The organism is Chloracidobacterium sp., from assembly GCA_016715795.1.
Lineage (GTDB): Bacteria > Acidobacteriota > Blastocatellia > Pyrinomonadales > Pyrinomonadaceae > OLB17.
Map to the genome: position 1 here is coordinate 388,847 of JADJXP010000001.1, position 14,362 is coordinate 403,208.

A 14,362-nucleotide genomic window follows, 5' to 3' on the forward strand; every position below is an offset into this window, starting at 1 on the left:
GACTCATGCCGGTCGTAAGATGTCCGCAATGCGGCACCGAAACCGAGTTTCAGGGCAACGAACATCGCCCATTCTGCTCCGAGCGGTGTAAGCTGCTCGATTTTGGTGCGTGGGCGGATGAGCAGTACACCATGCCCGGCGAGTCGTCAGGCATCACCGGAGTAGAGATGGAGGAAATGGAGCCCGATCTGCGATGACCCTGTTCCTTTTAGATATGGCTCCGGTCAGCGGCCTGATCGGTGCGGCAGCCGGTGTCGTCCTTTTTCTCGTCGCGACGGCCGTCGCCGCCTTTGTGTTCTTCTTTCTCCGCAGATCCGTCAAGATGGCCGTCCGACTCATTGTCGTTGGTGCGATCCTCATCGTCGCGGCCGCGGGCAGCCTTGGCTTGACGTATCTCGGATATTTAAGCTCAGAACGCCCGCGTCCGGGGCCACCGCCCCGCGTGCGCACCCGCTGACATCGATAGCATGGCTGCCGAACGGACAGTCCGAAAGCCCGCCGTCTGGCGTCGCTACTTTTCACTTCCACGTAATGTCGTTGCGCTGAGCTCGGTCGCCCTGCTGAACGATGTATCGAGTGAGATCATCTACCCGCTGCTGCCGGCGTTCCTCGCCCTATCGTTGGGAGCATCCCCGTTCGCCATAGGCATGATCGAGGGCTTTGCAGAATCTATCGCGAGCCTCCTCAAGCTCATCTCGGGCTGGCTCAGCGACCGCAGCGGTCGGCGCAAACTGCCTGTCCTCGCTGGCTATGCTCTGGCGGCCGTTACACGGCCCGCACTCGGCTTCGTCACAACATGGACTCAGGTCCTTGGTGTGAGGATGACGGACCGCGTTGGCAAGGGCATCCGCGGCGCACCGCGCGATGCGCTGATCGCTGAGAGCGTTGATGCGAGAGAGCGAGGATTTGCGTTCGGGTTTAATCGAGCAGCTGACCACCTCGGCGCGGTTATTGGCCCCGTAGTCGGCTTTGTCCTCCTTTGGCTCTTTGCTGCGAATTCGCAAAGCCCGACGATCGCCGAATATCAATGGGTCTTCCTGTTCGCGTCTGTCCCCGTGGTTATCGGCCTGCTGATCGTCATTTTCTTTGTCAAGGAGAAGCCGCACCACCCGCCCGCGGATGCCGAGCCGCCGAAACTGTCGCTCACCGGCTTTGACAGCAACTTCAAACGGTTCCTTATCGTCATCGCACTTTTTACACTCTCGAATTCTACGGACGCTTTCCTGTTGCTCCGCGCTGCCGACGCGGGCATCTCGCCCGTCGTGCTGCCGCTGCTCTGGATGGCCCTTCACATCAGCAAGGTCGTTTTTTCTTTGGTCGGCGGTGACCTCTCTGATAAGGTTGGCCGAAAGACGCTCATCGTCGGTGGTTGGCTCGTTTACGCGGCCGTCTATGCCGGATTCGCATTTGTCAGCAACGCGTGGCAGGCATGGGTGCTGTTCATTATTTACGGCGCCTATTTCGGAATGACCGAGGGCGTCGAAAAGGCTTTCGTCGCCGATATGGTGCCAGATTCACAGCGCGGTACGGCCTATGGGCTGTATAATTTGGCGTTTGGGATCACGGTCTTTCCGGCATCGCTTTTGTTTGGCCTGGTCTGGACGCAGCTTGGCCCGACAACTGCGTTTCTCACCAGCGCGTCAGTCTCGATCCTCGCAATACTTCTACTGCTGACGGTTCGTCCGCCGAACATTCACGTCGATAAAACCGTATCCGATACATCACTTTTGTGATAAAAGGAAAGTGTATGGGCGACCTGAAAGAAACATTTAGCAGTTGGACAAAAAAGGCGAGCGAAAAGCTCGATGAGATCGATTCGCAATACGGCATTAAAGAAAAGATCGAGGGTGGAGCAAAAACGCTCGTCGACGCCGCAAAGACCGGAGCCGATTACATCAAGACTGAAGCTGAGAAAAGCGATATCGGCCGCCGTGCGGTAAAGGTCACTGAGGACGCTGCAAGTCTCGCCGGCGAGGCTGCAAAAACGGCCTGGAATGCCAGCGAACCGGTCCGTGAGGCCGCAACCGACGTAGGCTCAAAGGCCGGCGGTGTGGTCGTCGATACGGCTGAAAAAGCTACAGACTTTGTCGGCGACGCTGCGGACACCGTCAGCACCAATGCCAAACGCGTGGCAAGGGTCGTCGGCTTTGGCTCGAGTATCTCGACGACGCTCGACTCAGGCTTGAGATCAGCAAAGAAAGCCGTCGACTGGACACGCGAAGATCCGCTGCGGGCTGCCACGACAGGTGTTTCAATGGCGATCGGGGCAGGGCTTGGAGTCATCTTTACGGGCCTCACTTCGCACTGGCTGCTCAATTCGGCCATACCGACATTCACGGTAAAGAAACTCGCCGAGAGTTTCGATGGCTATCTCAAACGTCGTGAAGAGCTTATCGACAAAGGAGCCCTCAATCAGGCCGACGCCGAACGTATTGCGTTCGAACGCGACATCGCAAAACGCGTCGGCGCGCCGCTGCTGGGCGCGTTCTCATTCGCCTCGGGTGCGGTCATGATGACCAACATCTTTGATGCGGGCAGCGTCACGGGCTTTCCCATCGGCAGCATAATCGGCGGCAATCCGCTGCTCGAGGGCGTATGGTTTTTTGGCAACGGCATGGTCTGCTTCAAGACGAGCTACGATTTCTTTATGATCGCCCTCGACGGCGACGAGGACGTCGAACGGATGGTGACAGAGATCAAGGGCCTGTTGCCTTCACCGGGGTAACGAAGAATAGCCGCAAAAAGGCCCAAAAGCACAAATAGGATTCTGGCTCTTGTGCTTCCTGCGCCTCTTTGCGGTTAATTGATTTGTATGGGAAACGGCACAAAACAGAGGGCAAAGATCACCAGCGTAAGGAGGGCTACGGCCTTCCTTTTTGCGTCAAGCGGTGTCATGTCCCACGGCTGCGGGTGACGGATTCGCATCATCACGGCTAAGATCACGGCTATCAAAAAGCCGCTGGGGCTGCTAAAGAAGTAGAACCCGAGAACAGACAACGTCGCCATCACGACGAATGCGATCCGGCCTGTCCAGTAATGCACCCTCTCGCCGAACACGGCGTAGATCGCATGGCCGCCGTCTAGTTGGCCTGACGGTATCAGGTTCAGGGCCGTCACCAACAGGCCAACCCATGCGGCGAAGTAGAACGCATTGCCCATCCCAAACTGCAGGTCGATACCAAAAAATACTGCCAGCAACCGCATCAACAGCGGATCCGTGAATGTCAGGATCCCCTGGCGGTCAACGAGTTGTTCGGGCGGAATCGTTTGCATAGTTGCCAGCCCGATCAATGCGATCGGTATCAGCGCCGCAAATCCGGCGATCGGCCCGGCCACGCCGATATCAAATACAGCCCGCCTCGACGGCATTGGCGAGAGTATTTTGATGAACGCTCCGAAGGTACCGGCCGGCCCAAGCATCGGCGGCGTCGGGATAAAGAACGGCAGCGTCGCATCTACGCGATAGATGCGGCACGCGACATAATGGCCCATTTCATGGCTGATCAGGATAAACAACAGCGAGAGCGAGAAGCTTAGGCCGTATCTCAATAGCTCCCAATGGCTGAGGATCATCTTGACGGTCGTCCCGATCATCACAAAATACCTGACCGGCAGCGACGCCAGGAAACTCAAGAATTCAGACGCCGTCTGCGGATCGTCCGTCGGGAACATATCGATCGCACCGAACGGGAACATCGTTCCCGCCACGGTCGCCGTGCAGAGCGTGACTAGCAGCAACAGCAAGTGCCTTGCGTAGGCGCGCTTTGTGGGTTTTAGGACGGGACGGTCACGATAGAGAGCGTCGAGAGATTCTGATTCGGTCATCTAAGCAAAGAATCGCAGAACCACAAGGTTGCCCGCAACCTCGCGCTTCTGCGATGCAAGAATACTGTGATCAGCTTATCCTACGGTCTTGGCCGAAAGCTCCTTGCCGGGCTTGAACCTAATGGTCTTGCCCGCCGGGATAGGCACTTCCGTGCCGGTGCGTGGATTTCGCCCGACGCCGCGCTTGCGCGCCTTTACGACAAAAACACCAAAGCCGCGCAGCTCGATCCTATTTCCATTGGCCAGGGCCTCCTTCATCGCCTCAAAGAGCGAATCCACAACCTGCTCGGCCTTCTGCTTGGGCACGCCCGTCCGGTCTGCGACCAGATTGACGATATCCAGTTTGATCATACTTCCTCCTGTCGGTCGGAAACTGAGGTGAGAAAACCTAAGTAAAGCGTGCTATGAATAATAGTCCTCTAAATTCGTATCTGTCAAGAAGTTATCTCAAATGCATCAACTAGTAGGATTTTCCTTAGCCGCCAACACTGAACGGTGCTAGAATCGCTTAATAAAATGCGTTAGCGGGAACACGAACCTATGCGTTGGAGAGATCAGCGGCAGAGTACAAATGTAGAGGACCGACGCGGCCTCGGCGGGCCGGCGATGATCGGCGGGGGCGGCCTCGGTGTTCTTGTCATCGCCCTTGCGATCTATCTGTGCGGTGGTGACCCGAGCCAGTTCCTCAATCAGAGCGGCCCGGCCGGCGGGGACGTTCCACCGCCCGGCCAGGCGGCGAACAAGGCCGTGACGCAGGACGAACAGCGGCAGTTTGTCGGCGCCATCATGGGCAATCTCGAAGACGGCTGGCGGCGCACTCTGCCTGAACAGAACCCGCGCGTCCGCTATCAGGACCCGAAGCTAGTCCTGTTCTCAGGTCAGGTGTCGTCCGCGTGCGGTTTCGCTACGGCGGCGAGCGGCCCGTTCTACTGTCCTGGCGACTACAACCTGTATCTCGATTTCGAGTTCTTTAATGAGTTGAAGCGAGAGTTCAAGGCCCCGGGCGATTTTGCGCAGGCATACGTGATAGCCCATGAATTTGGCCACCATATCCAGAACCTCACCGGTATCATGGACCGCGTCCAGAGCGCCGGCCAGAATAATCGCTTATCCGTCGCTCTCGAATTGCAGGCCGACTGCTACGCCGGTGTATGGGCAAATTTCGCCGCCAAGCAAAACCGCCTCGAAACCGGCGACGCCGAAGAGGCGATCCGCGCCGCCGCTGCCGTTGGTGATGACATGATCCAGAAACGCACGCAGGGCTTTGTCGTCCCCGATTCGTTCACACATGGCTCGTCCAAACAGCGGATCGAATGGTTCACCCGCGGCGCACAGTCCGGCAACATGCGACAGTGCGAGACTTTCAGGTGATCGGTCATTTGCAGATGATCTATCACGAACGATCTCGGATGATGTAAACTGCATTCAGTTCATACAGGAGGCCGTATGGCAACACAATACATTACTTGTCCTAACTGCAGATCACAGAACATGGCCGGAACCGGCATGTGCTCAAACTGCGGCACAGTGCTGCCGCAGATCGGTATGCCTCTCCAGCAGATGCCGGGACAGAAACTGCCCGGGGCCGATAAGAAGATCGCCGCCGGTATCTGCGGCCTGTTGCTCGGCGGATTCGGCGTCCATAAATTCATCCTCGGTTATCAGAACGAAGGCATCATAATGCTGTCGGCCTATCTCATCGGCCTCGTGATCACGTTTATCACATGCGGTGTCGGCGTGTTTATTCCCGTGGCGGTCGGGGTCATTGGCCTGATCGAAGGCATCATGTACCTTACAAAATCTGACGAGGAATTCGTCCGCACCTACGTTCAAAACAAGAAGCCATGGTTCTAGGTTAACGAGCATTGTTCACCGGCATCATTGAAGAACTAGGCTCGGTAGCATCACTCACACTGTTGCCGGCCGGCGCCCGTTTGCAAATCGCCGCAAGCATCGTCACAAGCGATCTCGCGAATGGCGATTCAATCGCCGTCAACGGCGTCTGCCTGACCGCCGTCGATGTATCATCCAGTTTCTTTTCAACCGATATCTCGCCCGAGACTTTAGATCGAACAACACTCGGAGACCTTAAGGCAGGTTCGCCCGTCAATCTGGAACGCGCGATGCTGCCGACCACGCGATTCGGCGGCCACATCGTCCAGGGCCACGTCGACGGCCGCGGAACATTCATATCGGCCACGCCCGAGGGTGATTTTCTGACGGTCAAGATCGGCTTCCCGGCCGACCTGGGCCGCTACTTTGTCGAAAAGGGCTCCGTCGCCGTCGAAGGCATCTCCCTCACTATCGCCGCCCTCTCCGACGAACATTTTGACATCGCCGTCGTCCCTAAAACATGGACCGCGACGAATCTCGCATCATTAACGCCCGGCGACCCTGTGAATCTCGAAACCGACATCATCGCCAAATACGTCGAGCGCCTCATTCAGAACCGGGAGCGGTAGCGACCGGATCTCGGAGGCTCAGCCGCCAATCGCGCGGATATAAACCGACAAGAGAATGCGGGATGGACGACCCCCGCGGTTCCCGCGCCAACGGATCGGACCGCGGGCACCTCTGCCTGCGTGTGCTGTGTACGAACTTGAAGCGGATGAAAGGGAACAGTTCTAATGTCCTTATATCAGCGCTTATCCGGCTACGATTAGCGTTTCACGTAGTTGGGGCAAAATGACTGAAGGCAAAAAGGGTGCCCCGGAGGAGACCCTTATTGGTCGATACTGACGATTCTACTTCGCTCCGCCTGAGAGTTTTCCGATCAGGGTGAAGAGCGGCAGGTACATTGATATGACTATCGATCCGATCGTGACGCCGAGGAAGGCGATCAGGACCGGCTCGATCATGGCGAGCAGGTCGGCGATGGCCGTATCGACCTCATCTTCATAGAAATCGGCGATCTTGCTGAGCATCGCGTCGAGTGCGCCGGTCTGTTCGCCGACGCCGACCATCTGGCCGACCATGTGCGGAAACACATCGGTGGCCTTGAGCGGATCGACAAAGTTCTCGCCCCGTTCAACGCCGGCGCGGACCTTGAGGATCGCATCCTCGACCAGCACGTTGCCCGCAGTCTTGGCGGTGATATCGAGCGATTGTAGAATCGGAACGCCCGATGAAAGCAGTGTTGACAGGATGCGTGAGAACCGAGCGACAGCGATCTTTCGGATGATCGGCCCGAATATCGGCAGCTTGAGCAGGAGTTTGTCGATCTGCCACCGGCCCTTTGGCGTCCTATAATAGAAACGCAATCCGACACCAGCGGCGATCAGGAAGACAAGTGTCGCCAAGCCGCCCCAACCTGCGAGAAATCCGCTTATCGCCATCACGATACGGGTCGGCAGCGGCAGGGCTTCGCCCGGGCCCAGAAGGCCGAGAAAGATCTGCTCAAACTGCGGGATCACCACGATCATGATCACGGCGATCGCACCTATGGCGACCGCAACAACAGCAGCCGGATAGATCGATGCCGAGACGATGCTGCGCTTGAGCTTCACGACCTTTTCGATCAAGGTCGCGAGGCGCTGCAGGATCAGGTCAAGGACACCGCCGGTTTCGCCGGCTTCGACCATGTGAGTGTAGAGATTGTCGAAGACTTTTGGATGGCGTTCGAGCGCTGCGTAGAGCGTCGAACCTTCTTCCACATTCTGCCGAACCTGCCGTAAAACGTCCTTGAAGAATGCGTTCAACTGCTGCTCGGCGAGGATGTCGAGACACTGCACCAGAGGCAGTCCGGCGTCGATCATGACCGAGAATTGCCGCGTAAAAACCGCGAGTTCCTTAGCCTTGACCTTCTTACGGCGGCCGAGTTTCGGTATCGATATCTCGCGGCCCTTCTCTGACGCTTGCGTGACGATGATCTGCTCGCGTCTGAGCAGCGCTCGCAGCTCGTCCTGACTTGCCGCATCGCGTTCGCCCGCGATGAGTTCGTTGAGCCGATTTCTTCCCTTAAAAACAAATGTTGGCATGGTTGACTCCGAATTGAGATTTGAGAATCGAGAGGCGAGAATTTATGAATGGTGGTCTATCTTCCATTTTCAATTCTCCGTTCTCCATTTATCGCACCGGCGGACGTTCACCTATCGGGCGGCCCTGTGCATACGGGCTGCCGGCGGTGTGTGGGGCATTGGGCCTGACGCGGCCGCCGTAGGCATCATTCAGCCCGCTGCCGCGTTCGATCAGCTCTTTTAGTTCGTCCGGATTCGACGAACGCTGCATAGCCACTTCGAGCGTGATCTGCCGCTTGTGATAGAGCGTCGCGAGCGACTGGTTAAAGGTCTGCATCCCAAACTTGTCCTGACCGGTCTGCATCATTGAGTAGATCTGGTGGATCTTGTCCTCGCGGATGAGATTACGGATGGCGGAATTCGGGACCAGAATTTCCAGCGCCATGCACCGGCCATCGCCCGAGGCCTTTGGCAACAGGGACTGGCACATGATGCCTTCGAGCACGAGCGAAAGCTGCGTCCGCACCTGTGCCTGCTGCTCGGCCGGAAAAACGTCGATGATTCGATTGATCGTCGAGTAAGCCGAATTCGTGTGCAGCGTCGCAAACGTCAAGTGGCCGGTTTCCGCGATGCGAAGCGCCATCTCGATCGTCTCAAGGTCACGCATTTCGCCAACTAGCACCACGTCAGGATCCTGTCGGAGAGCCGTTCTCAGGGCCGCACCGAACGAATGCGTGTCAGCCGCCACCTCACGTTGATTTACGACGCAGTTCTTGTGATTATGCAGGAATTCGATCGGGTCCTCGATCGTCAGGATGTGGTCGTGACGGTCAATATTGATCTTGTCCACCATCGACGCAAGAGTGGTCGATTTACCCGAACCTGTCGGGCCCGTAACCAGGATCAGCCCTCGAGGCTTCTTGCATAGGTCGCTTATGATCGGCGGCAGGCCCAATGCGTCAAACGTCTTGATCTCGTACGGTATTGCGCGAAAAACCGCACCGACCGCACCCTTCTGATTAAAAAGATTGGCACGGAATCGCGACATTCCCTTCAGGCCGAACGAGAAGTCGAGCTCGAGGTTTTCCTCGAAGCGGTGCTTCTGAGCGTCCGTAAGCACGGAGTATGCGAGTCGTTTCGTGTCGGACGGTGTCAGCGCCGCGTAGCCGGGCAGAGGTGAGAGATGGCCGTGGACACGCACCTGAGGGGCGGAGTTTGTAGAGAGGTGCAGGTCCGATCCGCCCATCTCGGTCATTTTCCGAAGGAGGTCCGGCAGTGTGATACCGGAATCAGCGGCTGATGGTTCGTGGTTCATACGATATAGAGTGGGAGAGGTCTCGAGTTAGTTAGACGCCCGCTGGGTCGAGCGGACACGTGATTTGAGAGAGTTGATCACCTTTTCCGATTCGTCGGCCAGACGTTCTGCCTCCTGCATCGGCGAATTGGTTGCAACGGTGTAGATCTTGCCTTCAACCTCGGTGAAATAGAACATACGCGACTGTACCTGGCCGTTGCGAGCCTGCGATTGCGCTACGACGACGTAAACCGATTGTCCGGCGATGTCCTTCTGATAGTCATTGACGACCCACCCATTCTCGCGGATCATGCGGTCGATCACATCACGCCTTAGCGCCGAAGTGGCAACGCCCCCGACGGACTTTCGATTGTATTCGCCTGGCATCAGGGCCGGGCCGACAACCGAGATAGATGCCGAACCGACCTGAGCTCCGGACGAATTGTCAACGCGAAACTGAAGCTCCGTCGGTGAAACGGTCGCCTGACGCCATCCCGCCGGTGCCGGGTCGCCCGACGGCAGGACAGTTTGGGGCGAAGCGTCGGGTTTGTACACCTTGGTTCCAGTCGAACGCCATGAATCCCGTGTGCGCGACGGCTGCGTCGATCGGGCCTTGGCCAAACGAAGCTGCCGCAAACGCAACGCGCGCCTCCTCTTTGCCCGGAGCTTTTTTCTCCGCTCCTGGGCCCGATAAAGCTGCCACCAGCGTTTGGAATACTTCTTGACGCCGCGCCAGTACCTCTTTTTCTTCTTCGGCTTGCGCTGGCCGGCCTCAGCTAACTCGGTCGCGAGCGGAATGATCGTCGCTCCGCCGATCAGGAGTGCCAATGATAATGCGATTGCCCTGAACAACATATTTCCTCCAGACTTCCTATAGGACGGTTTCCTTTACGACCTCCTCAATGGTCGTGATGCCCTCGCGAATCTTGCACAGGCCCGATTCGCGAAGCGTTATCATCCCGAGTTCTATCGCTTTTCTCCGTAATTCCATTGCGCTTGCGCCAATGATAATGAGTTCGCGGAGTTCGTCCGTGATCTCCATAACTTCGTATAGGCCAACTCGGCCTTTGAATCCAGTATTGTTACAGGTCGCACAACCTCGGCCTTTGTACAGCTTTAGCGAGGCCGCCTCGTCCTTTGTGAAACCGATCTCGATCAAACCGTCGACCGGCACGTGGTAGTCCTCTTTGCATTCGCCGCAGATCCGGCGTATCAGCCGCTGGGCCTGAATAATGTTGACCGATGTGGCAACGAGGAACGGCTCGATGCCCATGTTAACGAGACGCGAGACCGTCGATGGTGCATCATTCGTGTGGAGCGTAGAGAGCACAAGGTGGCCCGTCAAAGCGGCCTTGATCGCTATCTCGGCCGTCTCAAAATCTCGGATCTCGCCGACCAGGACGATATTCGGGTCCTGACGAAGGAATGAGCGAAGTGCCGCAGCAAAGTTCAGCCCGATCTGCTCCTTCATTTGCACCTGGTTGATGCCCTGCAGGTTGAACTCGACCGGGTCCTCGGCCGTCATGATGTTGGTCTCAGACGTATTCAGCGACTGCAGGGCCGAGTAGAGCGTGTTGGTCTTACCCGAACCGGTCGGCCCGGTCACGAGCACCATTCCGTAGGGATTCGCGATCGCCCTTTTGAATTTTTCGAGGCTCTCCGGCTCAAAACCGAGCTTGGTCATGTCGAGCATCAGCTTGTCCTTATCGAGCAAGCGAAGCACGACCTTCTCGCCAAAGAGCGTAGGCAAGGTCGAAACGCGAAAATCGAGTTCGCGCGAACGATTATCGACCTTGACCTTGATCTTGATGCGTCCGTCCTGCGGCAATCGCTTTTCTGAGATGTCGAGCTTCGACATGATCTTCAGACGCGAGATAAGCGGATCGCGGATCTTAAGCGGAGGATGCATCACGTCGTAAAGCACGCCGTCAATGCGAAACCGAATGCGGAAATCTTTCTCGTACGGCTCGACGTGAATGTCCGACGCTCCGCGGCGAAGACTGTCAACAAGCAGGACGTTTACCAGCCGGACAACAGGTGCATCTTCACTGGCGCGAGCAAGTGCCGCCAGATCGATCTCCTCGTTCTCTTCGACAAGCTCAAAATCCTCACCTTCGTGATGATCGAACTGGAATCGATCTAGCGAGACATCCAGATCCGCCGCATTCAACTTGTCACCTGTTCCAACGGCCGCGCCGCCATTCAAATGAAGCCCGTTACTGCCGTTCGTCGCAGCCTTCTCCGCTTCGATCGCAAAGGCAGCATCAAAGATGTCGATCTCGACGGACCCGCTGTAATATTTGGCTATCGCAAGTTGGATCGATGTCTCGGATGCGATCACCGGCTCGACATTCAGCCCTGTCATGAACTTGATATCGTCCATCGCAAAGACATTCGTCGGGTCGGCCATCGCCAATGTCAGCGTCGCTCCGACCTTCGAGATCGGCAGGACGGTATACTTGATGGCGACGTCTTCGCTGATGAGCTTTATCACCTCGCTCTCGATCTGAAATAGGTCAAGGTTGATAGACGGAACACCATATTGTCGCGACAGGACGGCTGTCACGACGTCGTCTGAAATGTAGCCGAGTTTTACGAGATTTGACCCCAAACGCCCGCCATTAGCACGCTGGTACTCAAGCGTCTCCTTGAGCTGCTCCGACGTAATCAGGTTCTCGCGGACGAGGATCTCTCCAAGCTTTGCTGACATCTAGTTTCGTTATTCTCCAGGAAGCCCGAGGGACAAGGAGCCCTCGGAAGGGCGTCGCTTTCGGGTCAAAATGACAGAAGAGACTCAAGGTGAACGATGCGTTCAACATCGTTGACACTTCATAATACAATGTTAAATTCAATAATGTCAATTGATTGTTTTGGTGGTCCTCGTTCGAGAACAAACGCGAAATAAAGCAGAATGACCGAATGATCTCACAGCCTTAGACAGATCTTTCGCCGGCTATTGTCCTCTGGATCATATCCGATGCAGTCACTTGAGAAGGTAGCTATTGGCTAATAGCTACTTTCATAATCCTTTCGCAATCGCAATGCATGACACTAATAGCCGCCCCACGGAATAAGAACACTGTCCTTTCGTCTCACACAGATCAAAAAGTTGTCTTTGGCGACGATATGTGTTACAAACGCAGGCAACGAATTCCGTAATATTTGGTTTGCAATAACGCATTATGCGGTCGAGTTCTCTGAGGCTTGCAGGCACATTGGCGATTGTAGCTATCGCAGCCGTTGCTATCTATTCACAGAGCATCGGCGGACGGCTCTCGGGCAAGGTGCTGGATAAGGACGGAAAGCCGATGCCGGGTGTAACCGTCATTGTCACCAATCAGACCACCTCTTTCGTCATAACAAGAAGGACTGACAAGAACGGCACCTACACATTTAGGCTCAGGTCCGGCGCCTATCGAATCGCGACAGGCCGACCATACGAAGCTAGGTTTGATCGCGGGAAAGCGGGCGAATATGGCGTCTTTGCAAACATCATCTGTGACGAGTCAAAGAAGGCCTGCCGGACACTTGAGAATGTCATAATCGACAACGGCGACAGAAAGATCGATTTCGCGGTCGTCGATCCATCGGCCGATGCAGCGGATAGATCCGATGCCGCGAAGGAATACATAAAACCCGACCGCCGCGAGGCGCGTGACCGTTGGCGGTTTGAGTTTCCGGAGTACGACCGTTATGGCGATAAGGGAGCGCGCGGGCGTGACATCCCATTTCGCCGCGGCAAATGGTACAACCCTTACGACCAGAACAAACTGAAGGGCGACAAGCCGATAATCGGCGATGATATCTTCTTCATCCTCTCTGCCGTCAGCACTACCGCGGTCGAGCAGCGGCGGACGCCATCTGGCAACAACGTTAGTTCGGCCAACCCTAACAGCAACAACTTTTTCGGACGGCCTGAGAGTTTCTCTTTCAACCAGACGGTCCAAGTCTCCGTTGAGCTATTCAAGGGCCAGACTGTATTCAGGCCCCGCACATGGGCCATCAAAATATCGCCAACCTTCAGCGTGCCAACCTATCTGAATGCCCGGGAAAACGGCATCGTCAATATCGATGTTCGCCGCGGCACGACGCGGACCGATTTCCACGTCTCGCTCGAAGAGGCATTTGGCGAGGTCAAGATCGCCGACACCAACAAGAATTATGATTTCGTGTCGATCAGGGCCGGCATACAGCCATTCAATGCCGACTTTCGCGGGTTCCTATTTACTGATAACAACCTCGGCGCCCGCATCTTCGGCGGTTTCGGTAACAACAGGTATCAGTTCAACGCCGCCTGGTTTCATCAGCTCGAAAAAGACACTAACAGCAACCTGAATGCGTTCGAATTTCGCAAACAGAACGTATTTATCGGAAACCTGTTCCGTCAGGACTTCTTAACGAAGGGTTATACGGTCGAACTGATCGGTGCCTACAACGACGACCGTGGCGACATTCATTACGACACTAACGGCTTTCTCGTGCGGCCGGCCCTTGTGGGGAGCGCTCGACAACATAATATAAAGGCCGGATATATCGGGTTCAATGGTGACGGCCATATCGGCCTGCTAAACCTATCAAATCATTACTATTTCGCCTTTGGCGAGGACGACTTTAATCCGATCGCCGGCCGCAAGGTGGATGTCCGGGCCCATATGGCTGCACTTGAAGCATCGCTTGATCGCGATTGGCTGCGGTTCAAGCTTTCGGCATTTTTCGCGTCGGGCGACAGTGACCCGACGGACGATCGGGCCACCGGCTTTGACGCCATATTGGATGATCCGAATTTTGCCGGTGGGCAGTTCTCATACTGGAACCGCCAGGGCATCAGGCTCGTCTCGACGGAGATCGGCCTGGTCCAGCCGAACAGCCTGCTGCCGACGCTGCGATCAAGCAAGACCGAGGGACAGGCTAACTTCGTCAATCCCGGGATATTTATCTACAACGCGGGCGTCGATGCCGAGTTGACCCAGACACTGAAGACGGTCTTTAACGCAAACTATCTGCGGTTTCATCGGACAGAACCGCTGGAATACGTTCTTCTCCAACCGAACATACGCAAAGAGATCGGCTATGACCTCAGCCTCGGCGTGATATATCGGCCGTTCCTTATCAATAATGTCACGTTCACGTTCGGCGGCAGTATGTTCTTGGCGGGAAAGGGCTTTCGCGACATCTATACGAACCGCGCGGCAAATTGCCCCGTCCCGAACTTTTGTACTGGCACCGTAGTGAACCCAAGCAAGCCGCAATATTCGGTATTCAGCCAGTTGAAATTGATCTTCTGACG

General features: G+C 56.1%; 14 protein-coding genes. 8 read left to right on the forward strand and 6 right to left on the reverse strand.

What is annotated here, in order from left to right:
• Positions 1 to 5: 5 nt before the first annotated feature.
• From IPM59_01805 to IPM59_01820, 4 genes are read left to right on the forward strand one after another with little or no spacing between them, the layout of a single operon-like run.
• Complete coding sequence (locus tag IPM59_01805) at positions 6 to 197, forward strand: DNA gyrase inhibitor YacG (protein ID MBK9214328.1); 192 nt, start codon at positions 6 to 8, stop codon at positions 195 to 197.
• Positions 194 to 457: a hypothetical protein gene (locus tag IPM59_01810; GenBank protein ID MBK9214329.1), complete on the forward strand. Its 264-nt coding sequence runs from the start codon at positions 194 to 196 to the stop codon at positions 455 to 457. Before IPM59_01805 ends, IPM59_01810 begins: the two co-directional genes overlap by 4 nt.
• Positions 458 to 467: 10 nt before the next feature.
• On the forward strand, positions 468 to 1,733 hold the full coding sequence (locus IPM59_01815; GenBank protein ID MBK9214330.1) for an MFS transporter: 1,266 nt from the start codon (positions 468 to 470) through the stop codon (positions 1,731 to 1,733).
• Between the two features lie 14 nt (positions 1,734 to 1,747).
• Complete coding sequence (locus tag IPM59_01820) at positions 1,748 to 2,725, forward strand: hypothetical protein (GenBank protein MBK9214331.1); 978 nt, start codon at positions 1,748 to 1,750, stop codon at positions 2,723 to 2,725.
• A gap of 74 nt (positions 2,726 to 2,799) precedes the next feature.
• Here the strand turns inward: IPM59_01820 and IPM59_01825 are convergent, their stop codons facing one another.
• On the reverse strand, positions 2,800 to 3,825 hold the full coding sequence (locus IPM59_01825) for a site-2 protease family protein (GenBank protein ID MBK9214332.1): 1,026 nt from the start codon (positions 3,823 to 3,825) through the stop codon (positions 2,800 to 2,802).
• Positions 3,826 to 3,900: 75 nt separating this feature from the next.
• On the reverse strand, positions 3,901 to 4,176 hold the full coding sequence (locus tag IPM59_01830; protein ID MBK9214333.1) for an integration host factor subunit beta: 276 nt from the start codon (positions 4,174 to 4,176) through the stop codon (positions 3,901 to 3,903).
• A 189-nt stretch (positions 4,177 to 4,365) separates the two neighbouring features.
• Between IPM59_01830 and IPM59_01835 the strand changes: the two genes are divergently transcribed.
• The 3 genes from IPM59_01835 to IPM59_01845 all read left to right on the forward strand — a co-directional run bounded on the left by IPM59_01835 (position 4,366) and on the right by IPM59_01845 (position 6,287).
• Positions 4,366 to 5,196: a neutral zinc metallopeptidase gene (locus IPM59_01835; GenBank protein MBK9214334.1), complete on the forward strand. Its 831-nt coding sequence runs from the start codon at positions 4,366 to 4,368 to the stop codon at positions 5,194 to 5,196.
• Between the two features lie 189 nt (positions 5,197 to 5,385).
• Positions 5,386 to 5,679: a TM2 domain-containing protein gene (locus IPM59_01840; protein MBK9214335.1), complete on the forward strand. Its 294-nt coding sequence runs from the start codon at positions 5,386 to 5,388 to the stop codon at positions 5,677 to 5,679.
• 11 nt (positions 5,680 to 5,690) lie between these two features.
• A complete protein-coding gene (locus IPM59_01845; GenBank protein MBK9214336.1) occupies positions 5,691 to 6,287 on the forward strand; it encodes a riboflavin synthase in 597 nt (198 codons plus the stop codon).
• Positions 6,288 to 6,569: 282 nt separating this feature from the next.
• Here IPM59_01845 and IPM59_01850 read toward each other — a convergent pair whose 3' ends face one another.
• The 4 genes from IPM59_01850 to pilB form a co-directional block, all read right to left on the reverse strand.
• The gene (locus tag IPM59_01850; protein MBK9214337.1) at positions 6,570 to 7,802 is read right to left on the reverse strand and encodes a type II secretion system F family protein; all 1,233 of its coding nucleotides are present in this window, start codon (positions 7,800 to 7,802) and stop codon (positions 6,570 to 6,572) included.
• An 88-nt stretch (positions 7,803 to 7,890) separates the two neighbouring features.
• The gene (locus IPM59_01855; protein ID MBK9214338.1) at positions 7,891 to 9,096 is read right to left on the reverse strand and encodes a type IV pilus twitching motility protein PilT; all 1,206 of its coding nucleotides are present in this window, start codon (positions 9,094 to 9,096) and stop codon (positions 7,891 to 7,893) included.
• Positions 9,097 to 9,123: 27 nt separating this feature from the next.
• Complete coding sequence (locus IPM59_01860) at positions 9,124 to 9,930, reverse strand: hypothetical protein (protein MBK9214339.1); 807 nt, start codon at positions 9,928 to 9,930, stop codon at positions 9,124 to 9,126.
• Positions 9,931 to 9,946: 16 nt separating this feature from the next.
• Complete coding sequence (gene pilB, locus IPM59_01865; GenBank protein MBK9214340.1) at positions 9,947 to 11,785, reverse strand: type IV-A pilus assembly ATPase PilB; 1,839 nt, start codon at positions 11,783 to 11,785, stop codon at positions 9,947 to 9,949.
• Between the two features lie 472 nt (positions 11,786 to 12,257).
• Here pilB and IPM59_01870 point away from each other — a divergent pair, with 472 nt between their 5' ends.
• Positions 12,258 to 14,360, forward strand: a complete 2,103-nt coding sequence (locus tag IPM59_01870) for a carboxypeptidase regulatory-like domain-containing protein (protein ID MBK9214341.1) — start codon at positions 12,258 to 12,260, stop codon at positions 14,358 to 14,360.
• Positions 14,361 to 14,362: the final 2 nt, after the last annotated feature.

Bases quoted from the DNA above. Each gene is read 5' to 3' on its own strand.
- IPM59_01805 (MBK9214328.1), top strand. From the start codon at position 6: ATGCCGGTCGTAAGATGTCCGCAATGCGGCACCGAAACCGAGTTTCAG.
- IPM59_01830 (MBK9214333.1), bottom strand. From the start codon at position 4,176: ATGATCAAACTGGATATCGTCAATCTGGTCGCAGACCGGACGGGCGTG.
- IPM59_01835 (MBK9214334.1), top strand. From the start codon at position 4,366: ATGCGTTGGAGAGATCAGCGGCAGAGTACAAATGTAGAGGACCGACGC.
- IPM59_01850 (MBK9214337.1), bottom strand. From the start codon at position 7,802: ATGCCAACATTTGTTTTTAAGGGAAGAAATCGGCTCAACGAACTCATC.
- IPM59_01820 (MBK9214331.1), top strand. From the start codon at position 1,748: ATGGGCGACCTGAAAGAAACATTTAGCAGTTGGACAAAAAAGGCGAGC.
- IPM59_01815 (MBK9214330.1), top strand. From the start codon at position 468: ATGGCTGCCGAACGGACAGTCCGAAAGCCCGCCGTCTGGCGTCGCTAC.
- IPM59_01855 (MBK9214338.1), bottom strand. From the start codon at position 9,096: ATGAACCACGAACCATCAGCCGCTGATTCCGGTATCACACTGCCGGAC.
- IPM59_01810 (MBK9214329.1), top strand. From the start codon at position 194: ATGACCCTGTTCCTTTTAGATATGGCTCCGGTCAGCGGCCTGATCGGT.
- IPM59_01825 (MBK9214332.1), bottom strand. From the start codon at position 3,825: ATGACCGAATCAGAATCTCTCGACGCTCTCTATCGTGACCGTCCCGTC.
- IPM59_01870 (MBK9214341.1), top strand. From the start codon at position 12,258: ATGCGGTCGAGTTCTCTGAGGCTTGCAGGCACATTGGCGATTGTAGCT.
- pilB (MBK9214340.1), bottom strand. From the start codon at position 11,785: ATGTCAGCAAAGCTTGGAGAGATCCTCGTCCGCGAGAACCTGATTACG.
- IPM59_01860 (MBK9214339.1), bottom strand. From the start codon at position 9,930: ATGTTGTTCAGGGCAATCGCATTATCATTGGCACTCCTGATCGGCGGA.
- IPM59_01840 (MBK9214335.1), top strand. From the start codon at position 5,386: ATGCCGGGACAGAAACTGCCCGGGGCCGATAAGAAGATCGCCGCCGGT.